Here is a 15014-nt window from a genome sequence, read left to right as displayed (position 1 = left end):
TATTTCTTCCCTCGCTTATAATATAATACGATTGCTTTATTTCGTCAATATGTTTCTTCAAGAAATATTATTTCTTGCACTGTTTCAGCAGTTTGCACAATTATCAGTGTTCCCGAAAACAGGCCGGAGTATGTTCCCTCCTGCTTTTTGTTTTTCATCGGATAATAAAAAAGCTCCCGGTACGGCAATGTATATGCAAACATGCCGTACCCGGGAGCCTTCCTGGGCTTGTTTAAAGCCGTCATAAATGAGGCTTTATTTTTTATCATCAGAAATCGCAATCTCATGGCGCCTGATATGGTCATGGGAATCCTTTATGCTGACAGATAAAAACAAATATAATATTTCAATCACAGTTGTAGCTGTCACTCTGGAAAAACAGAACTCTCCCAAAAGCAGCTTTTCTCTGGTAGCCGTGGTAATGTGATAATCACAGGCCTGTCCAAGCGGTGAGGAGACATTGTTCGTTACCGCTATGATTGGGGTGTGGTTTTCCTTTGCCACAGCCGCAAGAGTCATGAGGCGTTTGGAAAAACCTGAATTGGAAATGATGATGATTGCATCCTCTTCCCTTAAATTACAGGTATAGGCCATCTGCGTTTCCCAGATAGTCCCTGATACAGCCGGTATTCCAAGCTGATTGAATTTAAAGGAACCATCCAGGGCAACCGGTATGGTGTTCCCAACAGCCACAAGCTGCACCGTTCTGGCATGTTCAATCACGTTCAAAATCCGGCTTAACTCATCCGGGTCCATCATGGATATGGTCTGGGTCAATTCCGCCACCTTATTGGCCAGAATATTCTGAAGAGACTGAGCAATGTTATCACGGCTGATATCATTGGACACTTCAATGGAATTCCCCTGCTCTTCCGCCACCTCTTTCGCCAGATTGATTTTTAAATGATGAAAGCCGTTAAAGCCGCACCTCCTGCAGAATCTGGACACGGTTGCATCGCTTGTACCGCTTGCCAGAGCCAGTTCCGCCACCGTCATATCAATGATTTCACTCTTATGTGCCAGTATATAATCTGCAATCTTTTTTTCCGCTTCAAAAAACGAATCATAAGATGAGCAGAGAACACCGGACACGTTGATACTTTCCTGCATAAACAACCTTCCTCGAATTTCATGTAATATTATTTCACAATTATATCATGATGTGAAATATAGTGTAAAGAGGAGCTACCTGCTTTTTCCAAGGGCCAACAGAAAAATCGTGGAAATAATGCAGACAAATCCCAGTAAATCCATGGGGCCGAAGCCGGCCTTCATGAATAATACGGAAAAAACCGTTGCTGATACAGGCTCTATCGCCGCAAACAGACTTCCCTTTTCAGGCCCCACACATTTGACTCCCTCCATATAACTGGTAAAAGCGATGATGGTACCGGCCAGAATGATAACCGCCATACCGCAGATCACCACGCCATCCACATCTGCCTTGATATTCCAGGGTTTCCGTATCAGGCACAGAAGGACCCCTCCGATGAACATTCCCCAGGCAGTTACGGCCATGGAGCCGTACTTGTCAAGAAGACGGCCGGGCTGCACGGTATAAACGGCCAGGGCCGCCGCCGAACAAAGTCCCCAGAAAAGGGCACGGCTGGAAATAGCCAGGCTGTTCATGTTCCCGTGTGTGGCCAGAAGATATGTTCCAAAAAGAGCCAGTGCCACTGCGGCAAGCTCGCTTTTTTCCGGCATCTTCCCGGTCCGGAGGGATACATACAGCATAATGAGGACCGGCCCTATGTACTGAAGCACGGTAGCGGTTCCTGCATTGGAATGGCCAATGGCCGTAAAATATGTATACTGGCACATGGACATACCAACCATGCCAAAAATCAGAATATCCCGCCCGTCTTTCGGAACCCTCCAAAGAGCAAAAATCTGTTTTCCTTCCTTAAAATAGCATACAACGAGCAAAAGAAGCCCGGCTGTTAAAAGCCGGATGGGAACCAGCCAGTCCGAGGTAAGTCCTTTTACCTGTAAAAGGTACTGTCCGCAGGTCCCGGATGCCCCCCATAAGATCCCCCCAAACAGAGTCAGGATACAGCCTCTCCTAAGGCTGTTCTTTGCCGTCATACTCATCGCTGTCTTCACTCCGTTTTTCTTCCAGTTCATACTCCCAGGAATTGTGATCATGCCCCGTATCCCTTAAAATCTCATCAATTTCAGCAAACATTTTGCTGTCAGGCAGATTCCTCTGCCAAAGGCGGAAAGCCTCGCCGGACCGTATTTCCTTTGCATCAATGGGAATTCCTGCGCAGTAGGCCTTGTTTATATCCCCGTAAAGACCTGCCATCATCTGCATCTGTTCCTCAGGCAGGTTACTGATCCGGTCATAAACCTGGCTGCTGATTACCTCTGTGAGGAATTTCGGCCCATATTCCTTGAAATGAAGGAGATTTTCATCGGAAACCCCCTGTTTTTCTGCCCAGTTCTCCACATCGGTCTCTTTGGTCGTATAGACCAGCCTGCCATCATCCGTCCATTCCAGGACGCCGTACTGACAGGGAGGGATCGCAAAGGAGTCCGCCACCACTTCACTGATATGGTAGACATCATCGCTTTCTCCTGGTTCCGGCTTATACTTTTTGGTCCTCTGCAAATGCAGATGGCCGCTTATGTAGAGTGGAACCCGGTAGGACTCCAGAAGTTCAATGACATTCCGGCTGTTTTCCAGGGTGCAGTCAGTTGGATATAAGATACTTTCTTTCAACAGATTATGATGAGCAATGGGTATTACGGTTATCCCCTGCTCTCTGGCCTCTTCCAGCTGCTTTTCCATCCAGACCAGAGTTTCCTCCCTGATCCGCCCTCCCACTTTGTTAAGAGGTTCATACTGGGCGGAATCAAGCATGAGGAGCCAGTTTTTCTGATCCAGCTCATAAACATAGCTTAAGGAATCCTCATCCCGGCTCCTTGCCTGATCATAACCGAATTGGCGGTAAATATCATAGAATCCCTCCGGATCCACGATGTCCGCCGGTTTTTTTCCGTCACCGAAATAGGAGGCAGAAAAATAATTATTGATATCATGGTTGCCGGGTATGACCAATACCTTAACTCCCTTTTCCTCTATGACCTTAAGCTTTTGAGCCAGCGCTACATGCCCCGCCTTTTCCCCGTTTAAAGTCAGATCTCCGCTTAAGATCACTGCGGAAGGCTTAAGCTCTTCCATTTCAGCCGTAAACGCATCCATAAGCTGCGGAATGTAATTCACCAGCTTCCCATCGTCACGCATTAACATGGTTTCAAAGGCTTCGCCATAATCCGTCAGCTCCGGAGAAAAATAATGGACATCCGATGCAATTACGATGACAGGCGGCTTATATGCTTCCGTCTGTTCCTTTACCGGGATGCTTTTCGGCGGCTTTCCGTAAATATTTTTATGATTTTCCGATTCCACATTCCCCTCCGACGGCTCTGTCTCAGGATTTAAATGCTCTTCTTCATCCGGCTCTCCGTCCTCATCCCTGCCGCCGGGCTCTTCCTCCGGAAGCTTACCGGCCGTTTCCTGTCCGTCACGGGGGGGAGAATGCAGCTCATCCACCACCATGACAATGCCGAAGCATAAGAGAATCATGATTGTATAAATGAGGATCAGAAGTCCGTTTTTCTTTCGTTTGTTCATGTTGTTCCACAAGATCCCTTTCCACATCCCGTCAGTTTTATCCTATGGAATCATATCACGCTTTCTAAAATCCGGCAACCCTTATAACCCAAGGTCTTATAATCCCAGATTTTCCAGAGCTGTCCCGTATCCTCTCCCGGCTCAAAGGGGGATTGGCTCAGAGTTTTGGGTTCTCATTCGGTTAATACCACCTTGTGAGCGGAAGATCATTGTTCACTCCTTTGGAAATCAGAAGCTGGTGCAGGTCAATGATCCCATTGTGGAAGGTAGCCGCACAGGCACTCAGATAAAGGTCCCACATTCTGGTAAACTCTGTACCCATTTTCTCCTCAATTTCCGTCCGGTGGTCGTTAAAATTCTGATCCCAAAGGCGAAGGGTCTTGTAATAATGACGGCGGAGGCTTTCTACATCGAGCGTATAGAACTGATGGTCGCTTAAAATATGGATCATTTCTCTGAGGCTTGGGATCATTCCCCCCGGGAAAATATATTTTTTCATCCATGGATCGCCGGGATGTTCCTTTAATGCGCTGATATAATGAAGAAGCAATAAACCGCCTGGATTTAACACTGCCTCTATGTTTTTTACAAACAGCTCATAATGCTCCCTTCCCACATGCTCCAGCATGCCAACGCTGACAACGCGGTCAAAGGTCCTGCCGCATTTTTCTAAATCCCGGTAGTCCATTAATTCCACCGATACCCTTCCCGTAAGGCCCTCTTCCTCAATTTTTTCTTCAAATTTTTTCTTCTGTTCCCTGCTCAAGGTAATTCCAAGACCTTTCACACCATATTCCCTGGCAGCCCGGATCAGTAAGTATCCCCAGCCGCAGCCAATGTCAAGAAGGGTCATGTCCTTTTTCAGATACAGCTTTTTCAGGATCCGTTCTACCTTGTTGCACTGGGCGTCGTACAGGGTATCGGTTTCCGTTTTAAAATAACCGCAGGAATAGCTCATGGTATCATCAAGCCAAAGGCTGTAGAAATCATTGCCGATATCGTAATGGGATGTGACCTCCTTCTCCTGATTTTTTCTGGACTGGGAAGAAAAGATCAGCTTCTTAAGCTTGTTCTGGTCCGTTGAGAATTTCTCCATCTGTCCCAGGAAATGGTCCAGTGCATGAAATAAATCTCCCTCAATATCCAGATTTCCTTTCATATAGGCTTCTCCCAGTGCCAGGGAGGTGCTGGTTAATAATTCCCTGCCTTCGATATCCTCTTTCAGATTCACAATAAATGTGGGATTTCCTTTACCGATATGATGAGTCTTTCCGCGAAGCTTTACATCAAAAGGATAATCGTTAAACCTTTGAAGGAAAGAAATTATAAAGTTATCAGTAACGTTTTTCATGGCTTCTCCTCCAATCTGTTTTTATGACTTATATGATTTTTCCCATTTTTTTATGATTTCATAATAATTATTTTTACAATACATCCATTTTTCCAAATAAGCAACATCTTACAAGACATTTCTTATAATCTGTGCTAAACTCAAATCACCTGTCAGGTGTGCCGGTTCCGGTAACCCCCGTAAAACCGCCGTACCTGCCATAATGCAGCATAAATTTATTTATAGGAGTAAACAATCATGAACAATCAGAACCATTTATACGGGCACATGGCCGCCGGGTTTTCCATATTCGTATGGGGAACTACCTTTATCTCTACCAAAGTTCTTCTTGAGGCTTTCACCCCGCTTGAAATCCTGTTTTTCCGTTTTCTCATCGGCTATGCCGCCCTTTGGCTGGCTCGTCCCCGCCTTTTACGGACAAAAAGCAGGGGACAGGAAGGCCTTTTCGCAGCTGCCGGAATGTGCGGTGTAACTTTATATTTTCTCATGGAAAATTTTGCTCTCACTTATACGCTTGCCGCCAATGTCAGTGTGATCATAGCCGTAGCCCCATTTTTTACCGCGCTGTTTTACTGGCTGTTTTTAAAGGGGGAAAAACCGGGTCCCCGCTTTCTGGCAGGATTTATGGCGGCTATCATCGGCATCGGCCTTATGAGCTTCCAAATGGAGTCCGGCGTGAAAATTAACCCAAAAGGAGACTTCCTGGCACTGGCTGCCGCCGTCACCTGGGCTGCTTACTCCGTGATCACAAAAAAAATAGGGGAATATGGCCATGGAACCATTGAAACCACAAGGCGCATTTTCTTCTACGGCCTCCTGTTCATGATTCCTGTACTGGCAATTTTCCCCTTCCGTCTCGGCTTTTCCCGCTTCACTGACACAAAGAACTTATTTAATATCCTGTTTCTGGGTCTGGGCGCCTCCGCCCTCTGCTTTGCAACCTGGAATTATGCTGTAAAAGAGCTGGGTTCCGTAAAAACCAGCGTCTATATCTATGCAGTTCCGGTCATCACGGTCATCGCATCCATGCTGATTCTAAACGAACGAATAAGCCTCCGGTCCGCCTGTGGAATCATGCTGACTCTTGCAGGGCTTATGATTTCCGAAAGCAAACCCCGGTCACAAGGTTTCCGGTTTAAATGGAAGAAACAGAGCCCGGCTCAAAATTGATTTCGTCATCCCCAAATGTACATATGGAAAGGACATATCCGCCCTTAAGGATTTTCTGTTGAAAAGACACACCCGGAACAGAGCATAGCAGGGTACCATCTTCCTTCCATTCAAAAGAAATATCGGTCAGAGGTATGGTAATGCCGCAGCCTGCCGCTTTTACGTAGCTTTCCTTTAGCGTCCATATCCGGAAGAAGTATTCGGAATGCTCTTCCGGCCGTATTTCTTCCATGCGGCGTCTTTCCGCACCGGAAAAAACCTTTTTAAGTATGGGACCGTGGAAAGGCCGTATCCGTTCCACATCGATCCCCAACTGCCTGTCTCCTATTCCGCAGGCCACCATGCCATCCGTATGGCTGATGTTATAGTGAATCTGAGGGTACTCCCCAAGATATGGTTTTCCATGCTCTCCCTCCAAAATCACAAGCTGATCCTGAAATTCCGGAATGATTCCGTATAATTCCTCCAAGCCCTTTAAAAGAAGCTTTTTCCCGAGCTGATGCTCCAATTCCCGTTTCTTCTTTCCATGCGCTGCTTCATACTGCGCCAGATAAATCGTTACCATACCGCCTTAGACCTTTTTTAGATTCCTGTCCTATTCCACGCCCGGTTTTCCACCGGACTTCCGTGACCGAAATATACCTTTCTTGCGCCAAGGGCGCTGATCTTCTCCGCACTTTTTATCATCTCTTCCCGGTCACAATAAATCATCGATAACCCGGGATAGAACATATTCATCAGTGCATCTCCTACCATGACATCCTTCTCATCTATATCAAGTCCGACCGACCCTCTGGTATGTCCCGGAAGCTCCATGACTCTGGCATTTATCCCATAATCCTTCAGCCAGTCTCCTTCCCTCAAAAAGATTTCCGGAGTAAATTCCGGGATCCGGTCCGCTTCAAAGCTTTTGACCGAGACCTCCGCAATCACCATTCCCAGCAAGCCCTGATATTGCAGGGGCTCAATAAAATTGTCCTTAATAAGCTTTAAGTCCGCCCTATGTAACGCTACGGGAACCCCCAATGCTTTCTTAAGATAGGCCGTATTCTGCACATGCTCCATGTGGCCATGGGTGAGTACAATCAGTTCCACGCTTGTTTTCCGGCATTGGGCCAGTATTTTTTCTTCAAACCCGTTCCTTCCCGTATCCACAAGAATGGCTCTTCCATGATCCTTGATCAGGTAGCTGTTCACATTCCCGCATCTGATACGTTCTATTTCTGCCATCTTTTTTTTCATCTCTCTTTCAAATACATTAATTCTCCGCCGGAAGCGGCCTTTGGAAATGTCACGCCATTGTTCATTGTATTGAAGGAGAGCCTTGTATATTCCCACTTTTTTCTATCTTTTTCTGTATATGCACTGCCAGGGAGCATTGCATTATTCCAGCACATATTCCAGCTGGCAGTCGCAAGGTTCTCTGTCCACATGCTCTTTATCGTATTCCCGGGCCTCCGCACAGCCCATTGCCTTATAAAACGCCTGTGTTTCTACGGAGGAATGGGAAGAAATATAAAGCTTCCTAGCGCCGTGCTTCCCGGCCCACTCTGCCGCAAGCTTAAAAAGCCTGCTGCCTGCTTTCTGCCCTCTTAAGTCCCGTGACACATGGAGGCTTGAAAGATCAAGATATTGGTTCTCTTTTCCGAATGGGGTTCCCTCCACAGAGGTAAATCCTTTTAATTTTCCGTTAAGAAAACAGCCGAAGACAACTCCTCCCGTTCGGATGGTATTTTTCAGGCATTTCACCAATACCTCATAATCTTCGTCCTTCCACTGTTCCGTAAATGGATTCTCCTTTACCACCCAGGCTCCGTTTTCCTTCCTCCAGCACTCCTTTACTTCCTGGAAACGGTCAAAATCCTTAAAAAGCTCTCTATTTAGTTCGCCTTCTCTTAATTCCCTAAGCTCCATGAAACTTCTCCCTACGAATTTCTTATGATATATAGCATACCATTTTTTCCTTCTTTCATCAATTCCTTTTCCAATTGAATGGAAAAAGGCCCGGCAGGTTTCAAATTTAAAACCTGCCGGACTCTGTGCCCGATCCTTTATGACCGCCGGATATGGAACGCTTCCATTCCCGGATAAACTGCATGTTCTCCCAGTTCTTCTTCAATCCGGAGCAGCTGGTTGTATTTCGCTACACGTTCGCTTCTGCTGGGTGCGCCTGTCTTAATCTGACACGTATTAAGAGCGACTGCCAGATCAGCAATGGTGGTATCTTCCGTTTCCCCGGACCGGTGGGAAGCAATGGCCGTGTAACCTGCACTGTGGGCCATCTTGATCGCTTCCAGTGTCTCCGATACGGAACCGATCTGATTGAGCTTTATCAGGATGGAATTGCCGCATCCCTCCTGGATTCCTTTCTTCAGACGCTCCGTATTGGTAACGAATAAATCATCCCCAACCAGCTGGACCTTGCTGCCCAGCTCCTTTGTAAGCTTCTTCCAGCCTTCCCAGTCCTCTTCATCAAGAGCATCCTCGATAGAGTAAATGGGATACTTCTCACACAGCTGTTTCCAGTGCTCAATGAGTTCCTCGGAGGTAAAGTGCTTTCCGCATTTGGGAAGGACATACTCTCCCTTATTCTCGCCCTTCCATTCGCTGGAAGCAGCATCCATTGCCAGGACAAAATCACGTCCGGGCTCATATCCAGCCTTTCTGATGGCTTCAAGAATCAGTTCGATGGCTGCTTCGTCGCTCTCTAAGTCCGGAGCAAAACCGCCCTCATCGCCAACGGAGGTAGCCAGACCTTTGGACTTTAACAGAGCTGCCAGGCCATGGAACACTTCCGTACACCAGCGGAGCCCTTCTTTAAAATCCTGGGCTCCTGCAGGCATGATCATGAATTCCTGTACGTCTACCGTATTGGCTGCGTGAGCACCGCCGTTTAGGATATTCATCATAGGAACCGGGAGACGGTTTCCGGATATCCCCCCTAAGAAACGGTACAGCGGAACTCCCATGCTGACAGCCGCCGCCCTTGCGCAGGCAATGGATACGGCGAGAATGGCATTGGCTCCCAGCCTGGATTTGTCGTTTGTCCCATCTGCGGAAATCATAGCCTTGTCAATGGCGTAAATATCGGAAACATCCATCCCGACCAGCGCATAATGAATCACCGTGTTAATGTTATGAACCGCGTTTAAAACACCTTTTCCTCCAAAACGGGCCTTATCCCCATCCCGAAGCTCCAGAGCCTCAAATTCGCCGGTAGAAGCCCCGCTGGGCGCCGCTCCTCTGGCTATGGTACCGTCAGCCAGATGTACCTCGGCTTCCACGGTAGGATTTCCTCTGGAATCAATAATTTCCCTTCCTATCACTTTTTCAATTTCCAGATAATTCATCATCTTTTCTCCTTTACTCTTAAATGTTTTCCAGAATGGAAGGAAACTCCTCTACGGACTTCTTTCCAAATTCTACTTTTTCATCATTGAGGATCATACAGTTCATACATAGTATCCCGCCTTTACAGAAGTCCTACCAGATCCAGGCTTGGCTTTAAGGTTTTGTCACCTGGTTTCCATCTGGCCGGGCAGACCTCATCGCCATGCTCCGCCACGAACTGGGAAGCCTGAACTCTTCGGAATAATTCATCCGCATTTCGTCCCACATTTCCGGCAATTACTTCATAAGCTACGATCCTGCCTTCAGTATTCACGATAAAGGATCCCCTCTCCGCCATCCCTGTGGATTCTGTCATTACATCAAAATCCCTGGCAAGAGCCCCTGTTGGGTCGGCCAGCATCGGATACTTTATCTCCCGGATCGTTTTGGAAGCATCATGCCATGCCTTGTGAACAAAATGGCTGTCACAGGATACGCTGTAAATCTCACATCCGATTTTCTTAAATTCCTCATATTTATCTGCCAGGTCTTCAAGCTCTGTGGGACAGACAAAGGTAAAATCCGCCGGATAGAAAAAGAACACCGACCATTTTCCCAGAACATCCGCCTTAACCACTTCTTTAAATTCACCGTTTATAAAACTCTGTACCTTAAAATCACCAATTTCTTTTCCAATAAATGACATACCATCTATCTCCTTTCCTGATAGGTGTACCAAATTAATATGGCTTATTTCTATAATTTTTATGAGTTAGTCTTTCCTAATTCACATATAAATCATAGCATATCCAGTCAGAAAATTCAAGAAATAATACCGATAATAATTATTGTTTTATATCTTTTGCTTTTTTATGCCGATAAATGATCCTATTTAAGAAAAAATGCCGGAGAAATGCTGAGGAACCTTTTTCCCGCATCTTCTCCGGCATCCCTGTCTCCGGAATTTACCCCAGCCAGAAGTCCGTTTTATCTTCTCCGTACTCCAGCTTAAGCCGAAGCCTGTTAAAAAATTCTTCCAGAGCCTCATACAGCTTTTCGTACTGTTCCTCATTGTTCTCGGCATCGCAGGACTCGATCCAACAGGATTGCTTTCCGCATGCATCTCTTAAATGGATCCGGAACTTAAGTCCCCTGTCATTTAAGAATTTATTACATTCTAAAATTTCGGTGATCGATACAATCTTCATATCCGCCTCTATTCCCGTCCTTTGTATTTCCTTGCCTGCTCCTCTATGAGCTCCAGATCATCAAAATAATTGATCTTCATAGCCTCTTTCACATCCTTTAAGGTCCGGGCGGCAACAGCCTCAGCCTTTTCGCTTCCCTCTTTTAATATCTGGTATACGTGAGGGATATTGGCTTCATATTCTTTTCTTTTTCTGCGGATCGGCTCCAGCTCTGCCTGAAGAACGCTGTTTAAGAACCGCTTCACCTTGACATCACCCAGACCGCCCCGTCTGTAGTGGTCTTTCAGTTCATCAAGGTTCTTATAATCCGGAAGATATTGTTCAAAGTCTTCATCCCTGCAAAAAGCGTCAAGATAGGTAAATACCGTATTTCCTTCCACTTCTCCCGGATCTGATACCTGAATGTGGTTGGGATCTGTATACATGCTCATGACCTTCTTCTTCACATCCTCTTCCGAATCGGACAAATAAATGCAATTCCCCAAGGATTTGCTCATCTTCGCCTTGCCGTCGGTTCCGGGAAGCCTTAAGCATGCCTTGTTGTCAGGAAGCAGAATGTCCGGCTCCACCAGAGCTTCTCCGTAAACAGAATTAAATTTACGAACGATCTCCCTGGTCTGCTCGATCATAGGCTCCTGGTCCTCTCCTACGGGCACTGTGGTGGCCTTAAATGCCGTAATGTCAGCCGCCTGGCTGATGGGATAGGTAAAGAAGCCTACCGGAATGCTCGTCTCAAAATTTCTCATGGCAATCTCGGATTTTACCGTAGGATTCCGCTGCAGCCTGGATACGGTTACCAGATTCATATAGTAAAAGGACAGCTCCGTCAGTTCCGGAATCTGTGACTGGATGAACAGGGTACATTTCTTCGGGTCCAGCCCGCAGGAAAGGTAGTCCAGCGCAACTTCTATGATATTCTGACGAACTTTTTCCGGATTATCCGCATTGTCCGTAAGTGCCTGGGCATCCGCGATCATAATAAAAATTTCGTCAAACTCGCCGGAATTCTGCAGCTCCACCCTGCGCTTTAGAGAACCGGCGTAATGGCCGATATGAAGCTTTCCGGTGGGGCGGTCTCCCGTTAATATTATCTTTCCCATGTTTGTACCTCCAGAAGTATTATCAAGTTTAATTGTACCATTCATTCTAAATTTGTCAATCCGGCACCTTATTTTGGCACCTTATTTTCCTTTAAATATTCCTTCGGCATAATTCACGGAAGCCATGGCGTCGCGGCAGTACCGGTCTGCGCCGATGGTATTTGCATAATCTTCGGTAAGAACCGCTCCGCCCACCATCACCTTTACATGAGGGGCTGAAGCACGGAGCTGCCGGATCGTCTCTTCCATGCTCGGGACCGTAGTGGTCATGAGAGCGCTTAGACCCACCAGCCTCACCTGATCCCTTACGGCGGTTTCCACAATCGTCTCCGGCGGCACATCCTTTCCCAGGTCAATCACATCATAGCTGTAATTTTCCAAAAGAACCTTGACAATGTTCTTTCCGATATCATGAATATCACCTTTCACCGTAGCCAGGATAACTGTTCCCTTTTTCTCCTCTACGGTACCGTTTTTTGCCATTTGCTCCTTTATGACTTCAAAAGCCGCTTTGGCTGCCTCTGCACTCATGAGCAGCTGGGGAAGGAATACCGTTCCCTTTTCAAACCCTTTTCCCACCCGGTCCAGGGCCGGAATCATCTCTTCATTTATAATGGTTAACGGCTCCTTCTCCTTGAGCAGCTCCGTCACTGCGGCATAAGCCCGGTCCTTAAGACCCTTTGCAATGCTTTCCGCCAGCGTAATATCACCGCCGGAGCCATTTCCCGGGCCGGAGTCATTCCCCGGCTTTACCGTTTCTCCCAGGGTTGCAACATTGCCGCTGTAAACCGCAATGTAATCGCTGCACCGGGGATCTAAATCCGCAAGAGCCCGGTAACTGTAATAGGAACGCATCATGGCCTCAGAATTGGGATTGATGATGGCAGCGTTCAATCCGCTCTGCAGCGCCATTGCAAAGAAAGTGGCATTGACAATTTCCCTCTGGGGAAGTCCGAAGGAAATATTGGAGACTCCCAGTATGGTCCTGCCTCCCAGCTCATCCCGCACCCTTCTTAGAGTCTCCAGCGTAGTCAGAGCCCCTTTGCTGTCGGAGCTTACGGTCATGCAAAGGGCATCGATCAGGATGTCATTCTTCGGGATCCCGTATTCAGCCGCCTTTCCGTATATTTTTTCCGCCACGGCGATCCGTCCGTCTGCTGTTTCAGGAATGCCATCCTCATCAAGAACCAGGGCCACCACTACGCCTCCATACTGTTTTACCAGAGGAAAAACGGCCTCCATCACCTCTTTTTTTCCATTTACGGAATTAATAAGAGGCTTTCCGTTGTATATCCTCATTGCCCGCTCCATGGCCTCTATGTTGGATGTATCGATCTGAAGAGGCAGGTCTATAACGCTCTGAAGCTCTTTCACCACCTCTTCCATCATGGCAGGCTCGTCGATCTCCGGCAGCCCCACATTTACATCCAGAACATGAGCTCCATTGTCCTGCTGGGCTACCCCCTCACGGAGAATATATTCCAGATTGTGGTCCCGGAGCGCCTGTTTAAACTTAGATTTTCCTGTGGGATTGATCCTTTCCCCTATGATAATAGGGTCCCGGTCAATCACCACTGCCTGAGCATAAGAGGAAATTACGGTCCGGTTCTTTTTATCCGGCAGTCTGGCCGGAAAATCTCTGCAGAGAGCAACGGTCTTTTTAATGTGCTCCGGCGTGGTTCCGCAGCAGCCGCCCACCACGCAGGCACCCATCTCCACGATTTCCTTCATAACAGCCGCAAATTCATCGGCATCGATATTATAAACCGTCTTTCCGCCTTCGCTTCTCGGAAGACCTGCATTGGGATTTACTATAACCGGTATGGAAACCACCTTCATGATGTCCGACAGGATCCCCTTCATCTGCACCGGCCCCAGGCCGCAATTGATCCCCAGCGCGTCAACGCCCAGGCCTTCTAAAAGTGCAACCGTGGATTCCACGTTTCCTCCGGTTAAAAGCTTTCCCTTTTCGTCAAAGATCATGGTCACGAATACCGGCAGGCCGGAGTTTTCCTTCGCTGCCAGCACAGCAGCCTTGGCCTCATGGCTGTCGCTCATGGTCTCAATTAATATCAGATCCGCCCCTTCCCGTTCTCCGGTCTTTACCACCCGGGAAAATAACTGATAAGCGTCCTCAAAATCCAGATCTCCAAGGGGCTTTAAAAGCTTCCCTGTCGGACCTAAATCAAGGGCAATATATCCCTTCTCCTTCCCTGCCGGATAAGAGGCCGTCTCTACCGCTTTTCTGGCGTTTCTTACCGCTGCACATACCACCTCATCTAAATCAAATTCCGCACCCTTATGGTACTTTAAGCCGTTGGCACCAAAGGTATTGGTCTTTATGATATCCGCACCTGCTTCCAGATAATCACGATGAAGCTTTACGATCTTTTCCGGGTATTTTACATTCCACGTTTCCGGCAGTTCTCCCGGCTTTAAGCCATTGGCCTGCAGAAGGCTTCCCGTTCCGCCGTCAAAAAATACGATCCTCTTCTTTATCTCTTCTAAAATTGCTGTCATACGATCCTCCCTTTGTTTCTGTTACTCTTAATTTCTCCGGTAAGCACAGTCTGTTTTTGCACATTCCTCGCACCCTTTTACTTCGCAGCGGTAAGGCTTCCCGCTTACCCCCATCACCGCGGTAACGGATTTGGACGGCGTCATCAGAAGGCTGTCTGTCAGCATCACACCGATCCTCTTCGGCGTTTCCAAGACTGCCGTTATGTCTCTCTGGCATTCTAGAGGAAAGTCCCCGTAGCCCGGGCTGAATCTTGGCCTTAAATAAAGCCCCCTGGCTTCATATTCCTGTTTTAATATCCGGTTTTCTTCATCACAATATTCCTCAATCATGGCTGCTGCTGCTGCCTGCATGGTAACAGCCTTGCTCATTTGAAGCTTTGTGTATTTATGCAGCAGCACATCCACCCCGGTTCCCAGAGTTGCGGCAAATAGGATCACCTGACCGCAATCCTTTAAATTCCGGCTTAAATTCCTGCTTTTCGCCTGAAATACGGTGAAATCAATCCCGTCTTCCGGAAGAAGCTTTAACGGGTATGCCCGGCTTATGCTTTTGGGAGATGCCGCAGCCGTAAGCTCCCTTAAGCATTCCTCGATCAGGGCATTTACCGTTTCATCCCCTTCATTTATCCCATATCCCAGATATCTCCGGATTTCCCTGCGGCTGATCTCCATTTCCATCCCTCCGTATCAAATGGTTG

Annotated in this window: 15 protein-coding genes; 1 reads left to right on the top strand and 14 read right to left on the bottom strand. The window is 47.4% G+C overall.

Translation table 11 applies throughout. The features are described 5' to 3' along the window. Positions 1 to 44 precede the first annotated feature (44 nt). From BQ9856_RS07630 to BQ9856_RS07610, 5 genes are all read right to left on the bottom strand, one after another. On the bottom strand, positions 45 to 269 hold the full coding sequence (locus tag BQ9856_RS07630) for a hypothetical protein (RefSeq protein ID WP_077610498.1): 225 nt from the start codon (positions 267 to 269) through the stop codon (positions 45 to 47). Further along, positions 256 to 1110: a MurR/RpiR family transcriptional regulator gene (locus tag BQ9856_RS07625; RefSeq protein ID WP_077610497.1), complete on the bottom strand. Its 855-nt coding sequence runs from the start codon at positions 1108 to 1110 to the stop codon at positions 256 to 258. The genes BQ9856_RS07630 and BQ9856_RS07625 overlap by 14 nt, the downstream gene beginning before the upstream one ends. Before the next feature lie 75 nt (positions 1111 to 1185). After that, positions 1186 to 2103 (bottom strand): DMT family transporter, encoded by a 918-nt coding sequence (locus BQ9856_RS07620; protein WP_235839175.1) that lies wholly within the window; start codon positions 2101 to 2103, stop codon positions 1186 to 1188. Beyond that, positions 2063 to 3637 carry a metallophosphoesterase gene (locus BQ9856_RS07615; RefSeq protein ID WP_077613292.1) on the bottom strand — a complete coding sequence of 525 codons (1575 nt, stop codon included), beginning with the start codon at positions 3635 to 3637 and terminating at the stop codon, positions 2063 to 2065. The genes BQ9856_RS07620 and BQ9856_RS07615 overlap by 41 nt, the downstream gene beginning before the upstream one ends. A 181-nt stretch (positions 3638 to 3818) precedes the next feature. Beyond that, entirely contained in the window at positions 3819 to 4988 is a 1170-nt protein-coding gene (locus tag BQ9856_RS07610) for an SAM-dependent methyltransferase (RefSeq protein ID WP_077610496.1), read from the bottom strand. Between the two features lie 237 nt (positions 4989 to 5225). On the opposite strand from BQ9856_RS07610, the gene BQ9856_RS07605 reads away from it, so the two are divergent. Then, the gene (locus tag BQ9856_RS07605) at positions 5226 to 6158 is read left to right on the top strand and encodes a DMT family transporter (RefSeq protein WP_077610495.1); all 933 of its coding nucleotides are present in this window, start codon (positions 5226 to 5228) and stop codon (positions 6156 to 6158) included. Here BQ9856_RS07605 and BQ9856_RS07600 read toward each other — a convergent pair. The 9 genes from BQ9856_RS07600 to BQ9856_RS07560 all read right to left on the bottom strand — a co-directional run bounded on the left by BQ9856_RS07600 (position 6124) and on the right by BQ9856_RS07560 (position 14988). Beyond that, on the bottom strand, positions 6124 to 6723 hold the full coding sequence (locus BQ9856_RS07600) for a 4'-phosphopantetheinyl transferase family protein (protein ID WP_077610494.1): 600 nt from the start codon (positions 6721 to 6723) through the stop codon (positions 6124 to 6126). The two genes, BQ9856_RS07605 and BQ9856_RS07600, sit on opposite strands and share 35 nt — an antisense overlap. Before the next feature lie 17 nt (positions 6724 to 6740). Continuing rightward, on the bottom strand, positions 6741 to 7400 hold the full coding sequence (locus tag BQ9856_RS07595) for an MBL fold metallo-hydrolase (RefSeq protein WP_235839174.1): 660 nt from the start codon (positions 7398 to 7400) through the stop codon (positions 6741 to 6743). A 141-nt stretch (positions 7401 to 7541) separates the two neighbouring features. After that, the gene (locus tag BQ9856_RS07590; RefSeq protein WP_077610493.1) at positions 7542 to 8072 is read right to left on the bottom strand and encodes a GNAT family N-acetyltransferase; all 531 of its coding nucleotides are present in this window, start codon (positions 8070 to 8072) and stop codon (positions 7542 to 7544) included. Between the two features lie 137 nt (positions 8073 to 8209). Further along, positions 8210 to 9508: a phosphopyruvate hydratase gene (gene eno, locus BQ9856_RS07585; protein ID WP_077610492.1), complete on the bottom strand. Its 1299-nt coding sequence runs from the start codon at positions 9506 to 9508 to the stop codon at positions 8210 to 8212. Between the two features lie 122 nt (positions 9509 to 9630). Further along, the gene (gene ahpC, locus BQ9856_RS07580; protein ID WP_077610491.1) at positions 9631 to 10194 is read right to left on the bottom strand and encodes an alkyl hydroperoxide reductase subunit C; all 564 of its coding nucleotides are present in this window, start codon (positions 10192 to 10194) and stop codon (positions 9631 to 9633) included. 259 nt (positions 10195 to 10453) lie between these two features. Then, the gene (locus tag BQ9856_RS07575; RefSeq protein ID WP_077610490.1) at positions 10454 to 10696 is read right to left on the bottom strand and encodes an RDAC family protein; all 243 of its coding nucleotides are present in this window, start codon (positions 10694 to 10696) and stop codon (positions 10454 to 10456) included. Between the two features lie 8 nt (positions 10697 to 10704). Continuing rightward, on the bottom strand, positions 10705 to 11796 hold the full coding sequence (gene trpS, locus BQ9856_RS07570) for a tryptophan--tRNA ligase (protein ID WP_077610489.1): 1092 nt from the start codon (positions 11794 to 11796) through the stop codon (positions 10705 to 10707). Between the two features lie 81 nt (positions 11797 to 11877). Further along, positions 11878 to 14316 carry a homocysteine S-methyltransferase family protein gene (locus tag BQ9856_RS07565; protein ID WP_077610488.1) on the bottom strand — a complete coding sequence of 813 codons (2439 nt, stop codon included), beginning with the start codon at positions 14314 to 14316 and terminating at the stop codon, positions 11878 to 11880. A gap of 27 nt (positions 14317 to 14343) precedes the next feature. Further along, on the bottom strand, positions 14344 to 14988 hold the full coding sequence (locus BQ9856_RS07560; RefSeq protein ID WP_442855503.1) for a vitamin B12 dependent-methionine synthase activation domain-containing protein: 645 nt from the start codon (positions 14986 to 14988) through the stop codon (positions 14344 to 14346). Positions 14989 to 15014: the final 26 nt, after the last annotated feature.

This window comes from Clostridium sp. Marseille-P2415, from assembly GCF_900155545.1.
Lineage (GTDB): Bacteria > Bacillota > Clostridia > Lachnospirales > Lachnospiraceae > Lacrimispora.
Note: the sequence above shows the minus strand (reverse complement) of the source record. Positions and strands in the feature narration are given on the sequence as shown.